The sequence below is a fragment of the Planktothrix prolifica NIVA-CYA 540 genome, assembly GCF_963864145.1.
Lineage (GTDB): Bacteria > Cyanobacteriota > Cyanobacteriia > Cyanobacteriales > Microcoleaceae > Planktothrix > Planktothrix agardhii.
In genome coordinates this window covers 422128-437590 of the sequence record NZ_CAWLTW010000001.1, presented here as the reverse complement: position 1 = coordinate 437590, position 15463 = coordinate 422128, and the positions used below count along the sequence as shown (strand labels likewise).

The window sequence follows — 15463 nt, the reverse complement described above, 5'->3', positions numbered from 1 at the left end:
ATTTAAACAGATTAATTACTCCCCCTTCCCTCGTAGGTAAGGGGGTTGGGGGGTTAGGTCTTAGGGTTGACGATAGAAAATGAAACAGCCCTGCCGTGCACGGGGGGGCTAGGGAGGGAGGGAACAGGAGGTTTGGGCTAAAAAGTTCGCATGGTCGGGAACATAATCACATCTCGAATGCTGGCGGTATTCGTAAATAACATTACTAACCGATCAATTCCAATCCCCATTCCACCACAATTTGGCATCCCTAAAGATAGGGCTTGAATGAAGTCTTCATCCATCGGATGAGCTTCTTCATCCCCGGCATTTTTCTGGGTTAATTGTGCTTCAAATCGTTGGCGTTGGTCTTTGGGATCATTCAATTCAGAAAAGCCATTAGAATATTCTGTCCCGTGAATAAATAACTCAAAACGTTCTACAAATCCCGATTTAGAACGGTGACGTTTAGCTAAAGGACTGACTTCCACCGGAAATTCCGTAATAAAAGTGGGTTGAATTAATTTAGGTGAAACTAACTTATCAAAAACCGTATAAAGGACATATCCTAAACTTTGGATTTCTAATTTTGATAAATGTAACCCTAAACTTTCTACGGCTTTCAGGGCTTCATCTAACTCTAAGGTATCAAAATCTAACCCAGTTGTTTCTCGCACCGCTTCCACCATTGTTTGTACTTTCCAATGGCTTCCGGTAAAAGTCGGATATTGTTCAGAATAGTTATATTTTCGTTCTAAACTTATCACATCTCCCTGATATTCTAGTGAAGTTTGTTCTCCTAAAACATCCTTAGCGATCGCACAAATCACATCTTCTACTAAAGTAATTACATCAAAATAATCAGCGTAGGCTTGATATACTTCAATCGAAGTAAATTCGGGGTTATGGGTACTATCAATACCTTCATTTCTAAACACCCGCCCAATTTCAAATACCCGTTCAAAACCGCCACAAATTGCCCGTTTTAAATGCAATTCCGTAGCAATTCGCAGATATAAATTAATATCCAAACTGTTATGATGGGTAACAAAAGGACGGGCCGCCGCCCCGCCATAAATTGCTTGTAATACAGGAGTTTCTAATTCCTCAAAACAATTATCCCATAAATAAGTCCGCATCCTTTTCAGAATTCGATTTCTAACCTTAAAAGTTTCTAAGGATTTAGAGTTACTAACTAAATCAATTTCTCGATGGCGGCGACACAATTCAGGGTCATTAACTCCATAATAGGAATCAGGAAAAGGCATGGTGGCTTTAGAAATAACAAAAATCCGTTCCACTTGTACGGATAATTCCCCTCGGTTAGTCCGACAACCAACTCCTTCGGCGGCAATAAAATCCCCCAAATCGAGATATTTTTTAACCTGATTAAAGGATAATCCCGTTTCACCCGTAACTATTTTTTTCTCTAATTTGAGTTGAATTATTCCCGCAATATCAGTTAAACCAATAAATCCAATACTTCCACTATCGCGTTTAAAAGTAATCCGTCCACAAACCTTTAAAGGAATAGCATCGGCGTCGCTTTCTCCATCATTTAATTCTTTCCCTGGTTGGGCGAATAAATCTTTAATCTCCTGGGTTGTATGTGACCTTTGCACCGAATGACTGGGATAGGGCTCTATTCCCAATTCTCTCAACTCATCGACTTTTTGAGAACGAACTTCTACTTCATTGCGGGTTTCATTTTTAGCCATGTTGATGATTTCCTATATCAATTTATGCTCAATCTTTTATAATAACAGTGATTTGCTATTATTTATAATTCTTCCTAACTCTCGTTTCTAGGTTCTACCTAGAAACGCAATTAAGGTGGCTCTGCCACCAGAATACTATCATAATATTATAATAGAGGCAGAGCCTCTATTTAGCATTCCAAGGAAGAGCCTTGGAACGAGGAATCTCCTGGGTTGTATGTGATCTTTGAAGGGAATGACTGGGATAGGGTTCTATTCCCAATTCTCTCAACTCATCGACTTTTTGAGAACGAACTTCTACTTCATTGCGGGTTTCATTTGCAGCCATGTTGATGATTTCCTATATCAATTTATGCTCGATCTTTTATAATAACAGTGATTTGCTATTATTTATAATTCTTCCCAACTCTCGTTTCTAGGTTCTACCTAGAAACGCAATTAAGGTGGCTCTGCCACCAGAATACTATCATAATATTATAATAGAGGCAGAGCCTCTATTTAGCATTCCAAGGCAGAGCCTTGGAACGAGGATATTTAGGATTTGATATTAATGATAAACTAATACAAGGATAATTAAGAGGTGAATTATGGACATCAAAGAATTTTTAGAGAAACGTTCTAAAGGTGAATCTAACTTTCAGAACGTACAATTATATAATGTAAACCTTGAAGGAACAGATTTAGGTGGTATTAATTTCTCTGGTGCTAATTTAGGAGGTGATAAATTAAGCCGTGCTAGATTATATATGGCTAATCTCAGTTATACCAGATTAACATCAGTTTATCTTGAGCAAGCGTATATCTCTAATGCGAATTTGACAGCAGCTGATTTAACAGGTTCTATTCTGAATAGAGCAGATTTTACAAGTGCAAATTTGACGGGAGCTAATTTAACAAATTGTAGTCTGAATAGAGCAAATTTTACAAGTGCAAATTTAAGTCGAACTGATTTAAGAAGAGGACAATTTGAAGGATGTAATTTTATATCATCTAACTTAAATTTTGCCAACTTAAGTGATGTAAATTTATCGTCAGTAAACTTTATAAATGCCAATTTGGAATGTGCTAATCTGGAAAATGCTAATTTAAACAAAGCTATACTTAAAAATGCTAATCTAACAAAAGCTGATTTGCGAGGAGCTAATCTAGTTAAGGCAAATTTAGAGGGTGCAAACTTAACCCAAGCAGACTTAACAAATGCTAATATTTATGGGGCTAACCTTGAAAATGTTAACTTTACAGATACAATTATGCCTGATGGAGAACTCTATCAACCTGAAGATAGCACTCCTGATTTACCAGACCCAATAGACACATTATCAGACACAGAAAAAACCATGACTCGAAAAATCATTAAAACCGAAAACGCCCCCAAACCCGTTGGCCCTTATAATCAAGCGGTAATGGTCAATAACATGATCTTTTTATCGGGACAAATTGCCATTGACCCCCGCATTAACGACATTCTTTATCCCGATGATATCACCAAACAAACTGAAAGAGTGATGTCAAATTTAGAAGCGGTATTAACCGAAGCCGGCGCCACCTGGGAAAACGTAGTTAAAACCACAATATTCTTAAAAGATATGAACGATTTTACCCAAGTTAATGAAGTCTATTCCAAATATTTTAAACCCGAAACCGCACCCGCTAGGGCGACCGTTGAAGTTTCCCGTCTTCCCAAAGATGTATTAGTAGAAATTGAGTGCATCGCCGTCCTCTAAAAATTTCGTTGTTGGGCTTTAGCCCTCCAAATATTCAGGGCTAAAGCCCAACAACGGTTTTTAATTTGGTGTTTTATTTTATGTCTTCATCATCAAGTCCAGGTCTGGGAACATAAGTAATATGATTTTGATCTTTAATCGGAATAAAGAAGATAGTTAATAACCCTGGAATTACCGCCATTGCACTCAATAAAAAGTAGTTTTGATAGCCTAAATCTGCTTGAATATATCCACTAAATACCCCCGGAATTAATACTCCAGCCGCCATAAATGCCGTTGTAATTGCATAATGGGAGGCTTTATATTCAGGACGGACAGTTTGCATTAAAAATACAGTATAGGCTGCTACTCCTAAACCATAGGTAAATTGTTCCAGGGAATTAACCACATAGGCCCAAATAATTTCCGGTTGAGTTTTAGCTAATAGCCAATAAAAGATATTAGTAAAATTTTGTAAAATTGCCATCGGCCATATCCAGGTTTTTAACCCTTGTTTAGCGATTAAAAATCCCCCTAATAACCCACCAAATAATAGGAAAATTACCCCAACTGTCCCCGATAAAATTCCGATTTCGGCCGTCGTAATTCCTAACCCACCTTTTGCAGCCGTATCCATTAAAAACGGAGTTGCCATTTTGAATGTTAACGCATCTCCTAAACGGAATAATAAAACAAAAGCGAGAGTCCAACCAATTTTATATTGAGTAAAATAGGTTTTGAATGAGTTAATAAAATTAGCAGAATTGGAGAGATTTTCTGTTTCTGAAAAAGTTGCTTTTTGAGGTTTGGGTAAATATATTTTCTGAAATCCGTAGATGAATAAAAAGATTAAACTAGCGAGAGAAAAAGCAATTGACCATCCCCATTGTAATGCAGGAATTGAAAAATTAGACCCCAAAAAATTAAACTGAACCGGGTTATATAAAATTTCCCCCGTCGGACTTTTCCCATTACTATATTTTTCAGCAATATCTCCAGCTAAAAATACTAAACCTCCACCTCCGGCTAAAACTGCCATCCGATAAGCGGTATTTCTAACCCCGACATAAAACGCCTGTTGGTCTAAATTTAACACCGTCAAATAAAAGCCATCAATTGCTATATCATGGGTAGCACTAATAAAAGCAATCAGGGCAAAAATTGCAATCGAAATGGGAATAGCTTGCGGAAATAGTGCGCCGAATGCTAAAATCAAGAGTAGGATTGTACATAAAATTTCCATCCTTAAAATCCATCGCCGTTTGGTTGAATAAATATCAACAATTGGCCCCCATAATCCTTTCATTACCCAAGGCAGGGATAAGAAACTGGTTAATCCAATTAATTCGTTACTCGCCCCTAAACCTTTTAAAAAAACCACCGACATGATATTAACAACGGTATAGGGAAATCCTTGGGCAAAATATAAAATTGAAATCCACCAGCCCGGATGCAGTTTTTGTTCTTGATTTTTCATGTTTAATGCTTAGTTTCAAGTTAAGATAATCAATGATCGTGAGAATTGTTTTATCCTACAACAATAGTGAATCTCTGCCAAGGGTTCAAATTCCCCTGAATCTCAAAAATTTAGTCAACAACGGATTATGCTCAAGTATCTTATTGATGAAAATTTGGATTCCTAAAATGTAAAATTTTGGTCACACAATCGGCTACTATTATAATAATGTATGTGAGGTCGCCAAAATTTATTTATGAGTCCAACTATTTTGCCCTTTGATTCTGCTCTTAACGGTTTTCCGGTGTTGGGTTTACCTGTACATTTAACTAATAATTATACTAATTGGTTATTAGAACGTTGGCAACAAGGGTTAGGAACTCATGTTATTACTTTGAATGCAGAAATGGCAATTCAAGGAGAAAAAGATCCTAAATTAGCAGAAATTATTCATTCAGCAGAGTTAGTCATTCCTGATGGTGCGGGGGTGGTGCTTTATTTACAATATAAAGGTAAAAAAATTCAACGTTGTCCGGGTATTGAATTAGCAGAAACCTTGATAGAAAATATTGGTAAATTAGATAATTCTGAATTAGTCTTTTTCTATGGGGGAAAACCAGGAATTGCTCAACAGGCGGCCGATAATATTCAACAAAAACTGCCAGGTCTGGGAATTTCTAGTTATCATGGTTATCTGTCTGCTTCTGAAGAAGAAGATTTGAAAATTACCCTAAAAGATTTACAACCCAAATTAATATTAGTGGGTTTGGGTGTTCCTCGTCAAGAATTTTGGATTAAAGAAAATCGTCATCTTTGCCCAAATTCTATTTGGATAGGTGTGGGAGGAAGTTTTGATATTTGGTCAGGAATTAAACAACGGGCACCGGAATTTTTCTGTAAATATCATTTAGAATGGTTATATAGATTATATCAAGAACCCTGGCGTTGGCGTCGGATGTTGGCGTTACCGGAGTTTGCGATTAAAGTGTTGATTCACCAATAGGATGTTATTGTGGCTATGTTGACAAAGGTTAAGCCTAATTTAACCACAAAGACACAAAGACACAAAGAAGTTATCAACACTAATCTGCCCATTGCTATATTTAGGAAAAAATAGCCCCGTTTAAATTAGCGAATTTTAGGTCAACTCCGGTTAAATTGGCTCCGGTTAAATTGGCTTTACTTAGGTTTGTCCCTCTCAAATTTGCGTAGGATAAATTGGCATTTTGTAGATTAGCTTTAATTAAGGTTGTCCCTCTTAAATTAGCTTTGGTTAAATTTGCTTGATAAAGATTAGCTTTGTTTAAATTAGCAAATCTCAAATCAGCTTCGCTCAAATCAGTTTCGCTCAAATTAGCCTGATATAAATAAGCTCCATTCAGATGTACTTTAATTAGTTTGGCATTATTTAATTCCGTCCGATATAGATAAGTTTCAATCAATTCTGCTCTATTTAATATGGCTGTGCTAAGATTGGCTTGACTTAAATTAGCTTGAAATAATACAGCTTTACTGAGGTTTGCTCGGTGCAATTGAGCTAAACTTAAATCGGCTTGTTTTAGATTTGCCGAGCTTAAATCCGTGGCAATTAAATTGGCTTTACTTAAATCAGTATTTTGTAAATTAATTCCGTTTAAATCAGCGCCCATTAAGTTGGCTTCGCACAAGTCCGGCTGAATATTAGGATTATTTGAACGCCAAATTTGCCAACGTTGAGATCCCCATTTTAATAAATCTAAATGTTCTGAATTTGCCATATTTTTTTACTAATTTATTCGGGATTAAAACTACCTATAGCAATCATAAGGGAACAGGGAACAGGGAACAGCCCCCCCAAACCCCCCGTGCACGGGGGGCTTGGGGGGGAGGGAACGCCGGATCTGGGGTAATACTTCTGGCTGTTTCATGTCAGTATTAAAATGTTACAACCTATTTAGGATTGCTATAGTAATTATGTCATTGCGAGGGTAGCAAAGCAATATCAAAATTCGTAATTCGTAATTCGTAATTCGTAATTCCTCGTAATTCTACACCCCTATTCCTCTATTAATAGCAAGTAACGCACTTCCATAAGCCGCTTCTGTATGAATAGAATTAACCATATTAACGTTTAAATAGCGCTGACGAATGGCTGTCCAAACGGGATTTTTTGCCCCTCCTCCGGCGGTATAAACTTGAGTTAGGGGAGTGGCTCCAAGTTGTTGTAAAAGTTGATAACCTTGGGCTTCAATTTTGGCAATTCCTTCTAATAAACCCTGTAGAAATTCAACAGAATTATCGGGACGGGGTTGCAAACGGGGAAGTAATTCGGGGTCGTTAATAGGGAAGCGATCGCCTTTTTTAATTAAGGGATAATAATTTAAGTTACTATTATAATTGGGGTTAATTTGACGGCTGAAATTTTCCAGTTCAAGATCACTAAAAAATTGACGTAAGACCGCACCCCCGGTATTAGAAGCACCTCCAGTTAACCACAAATCTCCTAAGCGATGGCTATAAATGCCGTATTTAATATTATTTACAGGAATATTACTGAGGAGTTTTAAGACTAAAGTTGAACCTAAAGAGGTTACTGCTTCCCCTGGAATTTTTGCGCCACTGGCTAAAAATGCGGCTATACTATCGGTAGTTCCTGCACAGATAACACAGGCTTTAGGTAATTGTAACTGTTCTGCTATTTCGGAGGTAATGGAAGCAATCGAAGTTCCAGGGGCAACCACATCGGGCAGTTTCAATAATTCTAAATTGGTCAGGGACTGTAAACCGTTAATTAACCAATTGGGATAGGTCAAATTTTCGACATCGTAGCCTAATTTTAAGCTATTATGATAATCACTAATCCCTAATTTTCCATGTAATAAAAATGCTAACCAATCGGCTTGATGCAGAAAATAACAGACCGAGGATTTTTGTGGTTTAGTGTTGGTAGTTTCAGCAGTTAACCACCAAATAAGTTTAGCTAAACTAGAAGTGGCACTGTTGACGATATGATCGGGAGGAGCGATTTTTTTTAACAGTTCTAAGACGGTAACAGCCCGACTATCATTATATAGAATTGGGGATTGTAGTGGAATGCCATTAGGATCACAAAGTAGCACGGTGGCGGAGGTTCCATTGATAGCGATCGCATCTATTTGACGGCGAAAGTGTAACGGAATTTGTTGAATCACGTCAAACAGAGCCGTTTTCCAAAGGCTAACCAATTCCCAGGTATCCGTAAATGGCGGGAAAGGAAATTGAGTTTGGGCCACCACTGTCCCTTGAGAATTAATTGTAATTGAACGAGTGCCGGATGTGCCAAAATCAATCCCGATATAAAAATTAACCATTATTTCTATCTAAGTTCAATTCGTATTTTTTTATTTATAGTATGATAGTAGGTTTGCGAATTATAAGATTGTCAGTTATTTTGTTAAGTTTTAATAAAATGTACGGAAAAAGTAAAATTACTCTGGACGTTTATTGCTCACAAAGTTATAAATTAAGAGTCGGTAGTTGAACTTTAATTGGATTAACTGCTGGCCATCGTACTGTTAATGCGTTAATCAAGGATTTTATGGATACTCTTGCTTACAATCATCTAGTTTCTGCTTATGAGTCCCCTCGCCAAACCCATTTCACAGGGGATTTGGTACTATTCCGATCTGTGAATTGGAGTAAAATATCAACCGCTTGCTGGTTGCCCATTGTAGCAACGGCTATTGGCTTGTCTGTGATCAGTGTAAGCCAACCTGCCAGTGCTGCCATCTCCCGTGGCGATAGCGGTCAGGGTGTGAAAAGTGTTCAATATGCCTTGCAGAATTACGGCTATTTTAACGGAAGAGCAACGGGTTACTTTGGGTCGGTGACAAAACACGCCGTCATCGCCTTTCAAAAGGATTATGGCTTAAATCCCGATGGAATTGTTGGCCGTTCAACGGCACGGGCATTGGGAGTAGGTTCTAAGAGCTATGGCTATAGCAATGCTAGTCATCATAACAACTGTGGTCATTGTGGCGGTGGTGGCTCTCTGTCGCGGGGTGACAGTAGCCATCATGTCAAACAACTACAAAATCGTTTAGCCAACCTGGGTTATTTTAATGCGAATTCCACAGGTTACTATGGCAAACTGACAGCCCAGGCTGTTAAATCCTTCCAAGCAAGTTGTGGACTCTCCGTTGATGGTGTTGCTGGCCCGGCAACCATGGCAGCATTAGGAATTTAGCTTCTTTCGTAGAGACGTGCCATGGCACGTCTCTACGGAGTTGATATTAACGTAACCACAATTTAATAGTTTTGTCCTTACTTCCACTGACTAAACTATTGCCATCGGGACTAAATTTAATCGAATAAATCTCATCTTGATGTCCGGTTAAGGTATTTAATAATTCTGCCGTTTTTAAATTCCATAGTTTAATGGTTTTATCTCGGCTGCTACTAGCAATAATATTGCTATTGGGACTGATGGCGACGGATAACACATCGTTAGAATGTCCGGTTAAAGTCTGAATTAACGCACCAGTTTCTAGGTTCCAAACTTTAACAGTATCATCCAAGCTACCACTAACAATAATTTTACCATCGGAACTAATTGCCAGCGATCGCACCCCATCTAAATGTCCGGTAAGCGTGTTTAATAATTCTCCTGTTTCTACCTTCCAAATTTTAATGGTTTTATCCAGAGAAGCTGTAACTAATAGTTGACCATCGGGACTAAAAACAACCGCATAAACCTGATCTTGATGATCGGTTAAATTCTGTAAAATAGCACCCGTTTGTCGATCCCAAATTTTTACGGTTTTATCCGCACTTGCACTAGCAATTGCTTGATTATCAGGACTAACATCAACTGACCAAATAGTTGCTAAATGTTCTAGGGGGGGATAGGCTTTTCCAGTAGTCAGATTCCATTCTAAAATCCGCCATAACCCACTTCCAGAGGATATTTCTGTACCATCGGAGTTAAAATCTACAGCATAAATTGGGGAGAAATCTCCAACTAAACTTTTAGTTTCATTTCTACTTTTAATATCCCACAATTTCAAAGTTGTATCTTGACTCCCACTGGCAATAGTTTGACCATCAGGACTGAAGGTAACTGCCCAAATCGCATCAGCATTTTGAGCAAATTCTTTAGGCGTTACGGTTTTCCAAAACACTTTATCTCGACATTGTTGAATTAGATTTTCAATAGCTTGATTTTTCAAGGCGGTTTCAGGAATATTGTCCGCTTCATTTAAACATTGCTCATATTTCCCTGCGACTAATAATCCCTGGATAGCATTAATTTTCTGGGTTTGAAATTGTTGTAGATTTCTCCATTTTTGATATTCAGATATTGCCAGAATTATTCCCAATAAACTTACCAGTCCTAAACCTAACCAAAGCAGTTGAGAAAGACGAGTTTTTTTTAAGAATTTAGACTCTATATTTTGAGATTTAGCTAGGCTAGGAATTGGGCGAAAATTCTGGATAAATTGAGCAAATTGAGTTAAAATAGATTGGGGTAAAACCTGTTTTTCAATAACGGCAATATCTTGATCATTTAACCCTAAAAGTTGTTGAAATCGTTTGAGTTCTTCTCTGGTTTCGGGGCTAAAAGGATATTCCTGCTTGATTGTGGCAATTAAGGCTTGTTCATAACGTTCTCCCTTTTCATGATATTTACGATAGGGGTTTAAAATTTCATCTTCAACCGCTTCTGCATCTTCAGGCAACAGGTCTAAACTTAAGCGTAATTCCTCTAAAATTTGCCGACCAATAATAGAAATTTCACCCCGATGATGGTTGGCACACCGTTGAACTTCTTCCCGATAGATTTCTAGTTTAGAAAGATTAGGTGCTGAGGAGGAACGCAGAGTTTTAAGAACAGATAAAACGTCATCGACAGATTGATAACGTTGGTGATAATCAGACCGCACCATCTTGTCAACAATATCACCCAATTCAACACTAACAATTGCTAAATGTCGCCAAAATATTTCTCCTGTATCTGAACCATTATTTCTTCGCAATTTTGACAATTCCGATGCAGGCAAACCCGTTAAAGATTGAATGGCAACCATCCCCAAAGCATAAATATCGCTATTAAAATGGGGATGACATTGAAACTGTTCAATGGGCATATATTCAAGGGTTCCAACCCGACTACTGGGGGAATCTTGATCAGAATTCAAATTAATTTCTTGAACCGCCCCAAAATCCAGTAAAATAATTTTTCCATCGGTTTGACGACGGATTAAATTACTCGGTTTAATATCCCGATGAATCACTCCCTGTTGATGTACAAATCGCAGTATTCCTAATATATCGGTGAGTAAATTAATGACTTGATTTTCGGTCAAGGGCTTACCGGGTAAAATCTCATCCATTAATGAGTGACCCGCAACATAAGATTCAACTAAATAAAATTCTCGATTTTCTTCAAAATAAGCTAACAGTTGGGGAATTTGATCATGTTGGGAGAGTTTTTCTAAAACCTTGGCTTCCTGTTGAAAGCGCTGACGGGCTACATTAACGAGTTTGGCATCTGCTGGAGTCAGATGCAAATGTTTAACAAAACATAAGGACTCACCGGGTCGGCGAGTATCCCTAGCGAGATAGGTTTTCCCGAAATCCGTTGACTCAATCACGTCTATGACTTGATAGCGTCCGTCTAAAAGCTGACCAACCATAGCAAAAACATTGACCCTATTTTGTTTGATTATGACATTAATCGTCAGTAAACTTATAAAATATTAATTTTAACCCCTCGAATTGAATAATCTAGTAATTCCATTGGGTGCATTAAATTAATATCTTTTCCTTGCAATTGTAAGTGTTTTTTAATTTGCAAAGAACAACCAGGATTAGAAGAAGCAATTAATTCCGCCCCTGTATTTGTTAAATTTTCGACTTTTTGCTGTCCTAATTCGTCTGCAATTTCTGGTTGCAATAAATTATAAATTCCCGCACTTCCACAACATAAGGAAGCATCTATCGGTTCGCGTAATTTTACCCCCGGAATTTGTTGCAGCAGTTGACGGGGTTGAGAACTAATTTTTTGTCCATGTAATAAATGACAAGCATCTTGATAAACAATAGTTAATTCTCCGGTTTCTGTTAAGGGAAATAGGGGTGTTGTTAACCCAATTTCGACTAAAAATTCCTGAATATCTTTAACTTTTGCTGAAAATTCTTGCGCTGGTTCTCGATATTCGGGATCATCTTTTAAGATATGTCCATATTCTTTTAAGGTATGACCACAGCCCGCAGCATTAATAATAATAGCATCTAAACGAGTCCCAGAAAATCGATCAATCATTTGTTTAATTAAGGTATGGGACTGTTCCGTTTGTCCTTGATGTTCGGGTAAAGCTCCACAACAGCCTTGATTTTTCGGAATCACAACTTCACACCCATTAGCGGTTAAAACCCTCACCGTGGCTTCATTAACCGGGTTAAATAATAACCGTTGAACACAGCCTAAAATTACTCCAACTCGATAGCGTTTTTCTCCTTGGGTGGGAATAATAACCGGGAAATCTTCTCGAAAAGCATCTTTAGGAATTGCAGGTAAAATTGATTCCATTGCGGCTAAACGGGGAGATATTTTTGGTAATAAACCCGTTTGTCTGACTATTTTTTGTAACCCTAATTTTTGATAGATGAAAAGCGGTATTAAAAATGCCTTTAAACGATTGGGATAGGGGAATAAATTAAAAATTAATCCTCGAATTAAACGGTCGGATAAACTTCTAGGAACATTTCTTTCAATTTGAGGACGAGTAGCGGCAATTAATTGATCATATTTAACACCTGAAGGACAAGTAGTAACACAAGCTAAACATCCTAAACAGGTATCAAAATGTTCGGCGCTTGTTTCCCCCAAAGAAGCATCGTTTTTAGAAATAGCATCCATTAAATAAATCCGTCCCCTAGGGGAGTCCATTTCTGTTCCTAAAACCCGATAACTGGGACAAGTGGATAAACAAAATCCGCAGTGAACACAGGTACTTATTAAATTAGGATTTGGGGGATTTGTGGAGTCAAAACCTGGAATTTCAGTCGGGTTTAAATGGGGATTTTGCCCTAAAAAGTTACTTTGTTTAGCGGGAATTGATTTCGGGTCAATAATTTGATCAGATGTTTGCATTTTAACTAAATTCTCCTAAAATAATTTATTAATTAAATTCCACCGACAAAACGATTGGGACTAAACTGATTTTGAGGATCAAATTGTTGTTTAATTTGACGCATCAAGTTTAAAGCATTTCCAGTATATCCCCAAACTTCTAACTGTTGTTTTAGGTCTACAGGTGCTTTTAATATTGATAAAAACCCTCCTTGAGATTCACACCAATTTCTTAAGTTTAACAGAGTTTCTGGAGAAACGCTTTCAAACCTTAATACCCCTAAACCAACTCCAGCATGAATTATTCCCAGGGTTTGACATTGGATTAAGGTTTTGACCGCAGAGGTGGGGGCAATTCCGATTTTACAAACAATATCAGTATTAGATTCAGATTGCCAGATTTGCTGTTTTAATTGTTGCCATAAATTCTCCTCATCGGAGTCAATATAAATTGCTTTTAACCCTAATTTTTCTCCTAATTCTATTAAGCGTTGAGATTGTTGTTTAACACCTTCTGCAATACTTTGGAACCTCACCATCAAACCAATATTATCTCCAAATCCCAATATTTTTGATAGGTCAGATGAGATTAAATCCACAGCAACAGGAGTTAAGGCAGAAGCTAATAAAATTTGATTTACTTGAGAAATAGCTTCAGCTTCTCCGGTTAATATTACCGTCCCTGACGCTTCAGCTTGGGGATAAACTCGCAGGGTAATTTGACTAATAATTCCTAAAGTTCCATAGGAACCTGTGAATAGTTTCATTAAGTCATAACCCGCCACATTTTTAACAACTCGTCCCCCAGCTTTAGCGATTTTCCCATCATAACGAACAATGGAAATCCCTAAGATCAAATCACGAATACCACGATAACGCTGTCGGAGAGAACCTGTATCTCCAGTGGCAATAATTCCGCCAATTGTTGCGGTTTCAGGATAACTCGGATCAAATCCTAAAACTTGATTTTCCTGGGCTAAAATTGCTTGTAATTGGGAGAATTTCATCCCGGCTTCAACTGTAACAGTTAAATCGCCAACGGCGTGCTCAATTAGTTGATTCATGCCCTGGGTACTAACGGCAAAATCAATATTTTTGACCAGTCCTCCCCAATCAATTTTACTACAAAAACCACAGGGTAAAACCTTTAATTGCTGTTGGTTAGTATAGGCAATAACCTCCGCTAATTGTTGTTGAGTTTGAGGATAAATTAACCCTTGAATTGGGGTTCCTGATGCCAAACCTTGAATGATTTGTTGTTGTCGCACGGATTCAATTTCGTCCCAAGGTTGGACATTCCCTACCCCGACAATTTTTTCTAATTCCTGTTGGTTTTTAGGGTGAGTGCTAGAAATGGCGTTCATTTAAAAAATTCAGAGATTGATTGAGGCAAAATTAAGTTATAACTATTCTATAACAAAAAACACCATAATTGGGAATAGGGGACAGGAAATTCAAGTAATGGGTAGTAATTTTTTCTAGGAGACCGTTATGGAATTTAAGGATATTATTGGATTAATCCATCCTGTGTTGGCGGTAGTTTTTGTGTTTCCGTTAATCGGGATTTCTGTATATATGGCATGGCAAACCCGTCAACGCCGTTTACATCGTTCTAATCAAGAAAATAAGAGTAAAATCCCGGTGAATGTTGGACAAGAACATTTAAAAATAGGTCGGTGGTTAACGGGTTCAGTGGTGGGAATTACGTTAATTGCCTTAGCTTATTCCATTTATTTTAAGGGAGTTTTTAAAGATTTATCTCCTGAGAAAATGCCTCAAGCTATTTTTATTGTTATTATGTTTATATGCACTATTGCTTCACTGATTTTACTCTATAAAGCTAAACCAAATCAACGGATTTGGCGAGGAGTTTTTGCTACTTTAACTGGAATGGGAATTGTGGTGATCGGATGTCAGGAAGGAGTTTTTAGACGGGGTTATGAGTGGCAATTCTCCCATTACTATTATGGGGTAGCAGCGTCGTTATTAATGGTTTTTGCCTTGGCAATTGTCCCTGATATTTATCAATCAAATCGCTGGAGAATTACCCATACGGTTTTAAATTGTATTGCTTTATTACTGTTTCTAGGTCAAGGGATGACGGGGACAAGAGATTTATTAGAAATTCCCCTCAGTTGGCAAGAACAACATCTCTATCAATGTGACTGGAATCAGAAAACCTGTCCTCAACCGCCTAAAGGTTAATAGTTAAAGTTTTGTCCCCCAAATTCATCTTATATAGCGCTACCAATTAAGGTGTTTGACAATACTAAATCTCCCGTAGTCTACTATTCCCTCCCCCCTAGCCCCCGTACACGGGGGGTTTGCCCCCTAGCCCGGTACACGGGGGGTTTGCCCCCTAGCCCGGTACACGGGGGGTTTGCCCCCTAGCCCGGTACACGGGGGGTTTGCCCCCTAGCCCGGTACACGGGGGGTTTGCCCCCTAGCCCGGTACACGGGGGGGTTTGCCCCCTAGCCCGGTGCACGGGGGGGTTTGCCCCCTAGCCCGGTGCAC

Annotated in this window: 12 protein-coding genes; 4 read left to right on the top strand and 8 right to left on the bottom strand. The window is 38.2% G+C overall.

Annotated features, from left to right (window positions below; genetic code table 11):
* Positions 1 to 137: 137 nt before the first annotated feature.
* Positions 138 to 1697, bottom strand: coding sequence for a lysine--tRNA ligase (lysS, locus tag AC559H_RS01965; protein ID WP_026793617.1), 1560 nt, complete (start codon positions 1695 to 1697; stop codon positions 138 to 140).
* A gap of 166 nt (positions 1698 to 1863) precedes the next feature.
* Positions 1864 to 2025, bottom strand: a complete 162-nt coding sequence (locus AC559H_RS01960; protein ID WP_158442057.1) for a hypothetical protein — start codon at positions 2023 to 2025, stop codon at positions 1864 to 1866.
* 259 nt (positions 2026 to 2284) lie between these two features.
* On the opposite strand from AC559H_RS01960, the gene AC559H_RS01955 reads away from it, so the two are divergent.
* The gene (locus AC559H_RS01955) at positions 2285 to 3421 is read left to right on the top strand and encodes a Rid family detoxifying hydrolase (RefSeq protein WP_026793618.1); all 1137 of its coding nucleotides are present in this window, start codon (positions 2285 to 2287) and stop codon (positions 3419 to 3421) included.
* 73 nt (positions 3422 to 3494) lie between these two features.
* On the opposite strand, the gene AC559H_RS01950 is transcribed toward AC559H_RS01955, so the two are convergent.
* Positions 3495 to 4877 (bottom strand): MFS transporter, encoded by a 1383-nt coding sequence (locus AC559H_RS01950; RefSeq protein ID WP_026793619.1) that lies wholly within the window; start codon positions 4875 to 4877, stop codon positions 3495 to 3497.
* 235 nt (positions 4878 to 5112) lie between these two features.
* Between AC559H_RS01950 and AC559H_RS01945 the strand changes: the two genes are divergently transcribed.
* Positions 5113 to 5859: a WecB/TagA/CpsF family glycosyltransferase gene (locus tag AC559H_RS01945; protein WP_026793620.1), complete on the top strand. Its 747-nt coding sequence runs from the start codon at positions 5113 to 5115 to the stop codon at positions 5857 to 5859.
* A gap of 100 nt (positions 5860 to 5959) precedes the next feature.
* On the opposite strand, the gene AC559H_RS01940 is transcribed toward AC559H_RS01945, so the two are convergent.
* Positions 5960 to 6613, bottom strand: coding sequence for a pentapeptide repeat-containing protein (locus AC559H_RS01940; protein WP_026793621.1), 654 nt, complete (start codon positions 6611 to 6613; stop codon positions 5960 to 5962).
* 270 nt (positions 6614 to 6883) lie between these two features.
* Entirely contained in the window at positions 6884 to 8185 is a 1302-nt protein-coding gene (locus AC559H_RS01935; protein ID WP_036831490.1) for an FGGY-family carbohydrate kinase, read from the bottom strand.
* Positions 8186 to 8412: 227 nt separating this feature from the next.
* On the opposite strand from AC559H_RS01935, the gene AC559H_RS01930 reads away from it, so the two are divergent.
* A complete protein-coding gene (locus AC559H_RS01930) occupies positions 8413 to 9060 on the top strand; it encodes a peptidoglycan-binding domain-containing protein (protein WP_026793623.1) in 648 nt (215 codons plus the stop codon).
* Between the two features lie 46 nt (positions 9061 to 9106).
* On the opposite strand, the gene AC559H_RS01925 is transcribed toward AC559H_RS01930, so the two are convergent.
* The 3 genes from AC559H_RS01925 to AC559H_RS01915 are packed head-to-tail and all read right to left on the bottom strand — an operon-like array spanning position 9107 to position 14312.
* A complete protein-coding gene (locus AC559H_RS01925) occupies positions 9107 to 11509 on the bottom strand; it encodes a serine/threonine-protein kinase (RefSeq protein WP_026793624.1) in 2403 nt (800 codons plus the stop codon).
* 53 nt (positions 11510 to 11562) lie between these two features.
* Positions 11563 to 12969: a (Fe-S)-binding protein gene (locus AC559H_RS01920; RefSeq protein ID WP_026793625.1), complete on the bottom strand. Its 1407-nt coding sequence runs from the start codon at positions 12967 to 12969 to the stop codon at positions 11563 to 11565.
* 32 nt (positions 12970 to 13001) lie between these two features.
* Positions 13002 to 14312 carry an FAD-binding oxidoreductase gene (locus AC559H_RS01915; RefSeq protein ID WP_026793626.1) on the bottom strand — a complete coding sequence of 437 codons (1311 nt, stop codon included), beginning with the start codon at positions 14310 to 14312 and terminating at the stop codon, positions 13002 to 13004.
* Positions 14313 to 14439: 127 nt separating this feature from the next.
* Between AC559H_RS01915 and AC559H_RS01910 the strand changes: the two genes are divergently transcribed.
* Positions 14440 to 15153, top strand: a complete 714-nt coding sequence (locus tag AC559H_RS01910; protein WP_026793627.1) for a DUF4079 domain-containing protein — start codon at positions 14440 to 14442, stop codon at positions 15151 to 15153.
* Positions 15154 to 15463: the final 310 nt, after the last annotated feature.

Coding starts and splice junctions, on each gene's coding strand:
- AC559H_RS01925 (WP_026793624.1), bottom strand. CDS start 11,509: ATGGTTGGTCAGCTTTTAGACGGACGCTATCAAGTCATAGACGTGATT.
- AC559H_RS01935 (WP_036831490.1), bottom strand. CDS start 8,185: ATGGTTAATTTTTATATCGGGATTGATTTTGGCACATCCGGCACTCGT.
- AC559H_RS01940 (WP_026793621.1), bottom strand. CDS start 6,613: ATGGCAAATTCAGAACATTTAGATTTATTAAAATGGGGATCTCAACGT.
- AC559H_RS01950 (WP_026793619.1), bottom strand. CDS start 4,877: ATGAAAAATCAAGAACAAAAACTGCATCCGGGCTGGTGGATTTCAATT.
- AC559H_RS01915 (WP_026793626.1), bottom strand. CDS start 14,312: ATGAACGCCATTTCTAGCACTCACCCTAAAAACCAACAGGAATTAGAA.
- AC559H_RS01955 (WP_026793618.1), top strand. CDS start 2,285: ATGGACATCAAAGAATTTTTAGAGAAACGTTCTAAAGGTGAATCTAAC.
- AC559H_RS01960 (WP_158442057.1), bottom strand. CDS start 2,025: ATGGCTGCAAATGAAACCCGCAATGAAGTAGAAGTTCGTTCTCAAAAA.
- lysS (WP_026793617.1), bottom strand. CDS start 1,697: ATGGCTAAAAATGAAACCCGCAATGAAGTAGAAGTTCGTTCTCAAAAA.
- AC559H_RS01930 (WP_026793623.1), top strand. CDS start 8,413: ATGGATACTCTTGCTTACAATCATCTAGTTTCTGCTTATGAGTCCCCT.
- AC559H_RS01910 (WP_026793627.1), top strand. CDS start 14,440: ATGGAATTTAAGGATATTATTGGATTAATCCATCCTGTGTTGGCGGTA.
- AC559H_RS01945 (WP_026793620.1), top strand. CDS start 5,113: ATGAGTCCAACTATTTTGCCCTTTGATTCTGCTCTTAACGGTTTTCCG.
- AC559H_RS01920 (WP_026793625.1), bottom strand. CDS start 12,969: ATGCAAACATCTGATCAAATTATTGACCCGAAATCAATTCCCGCTAAA.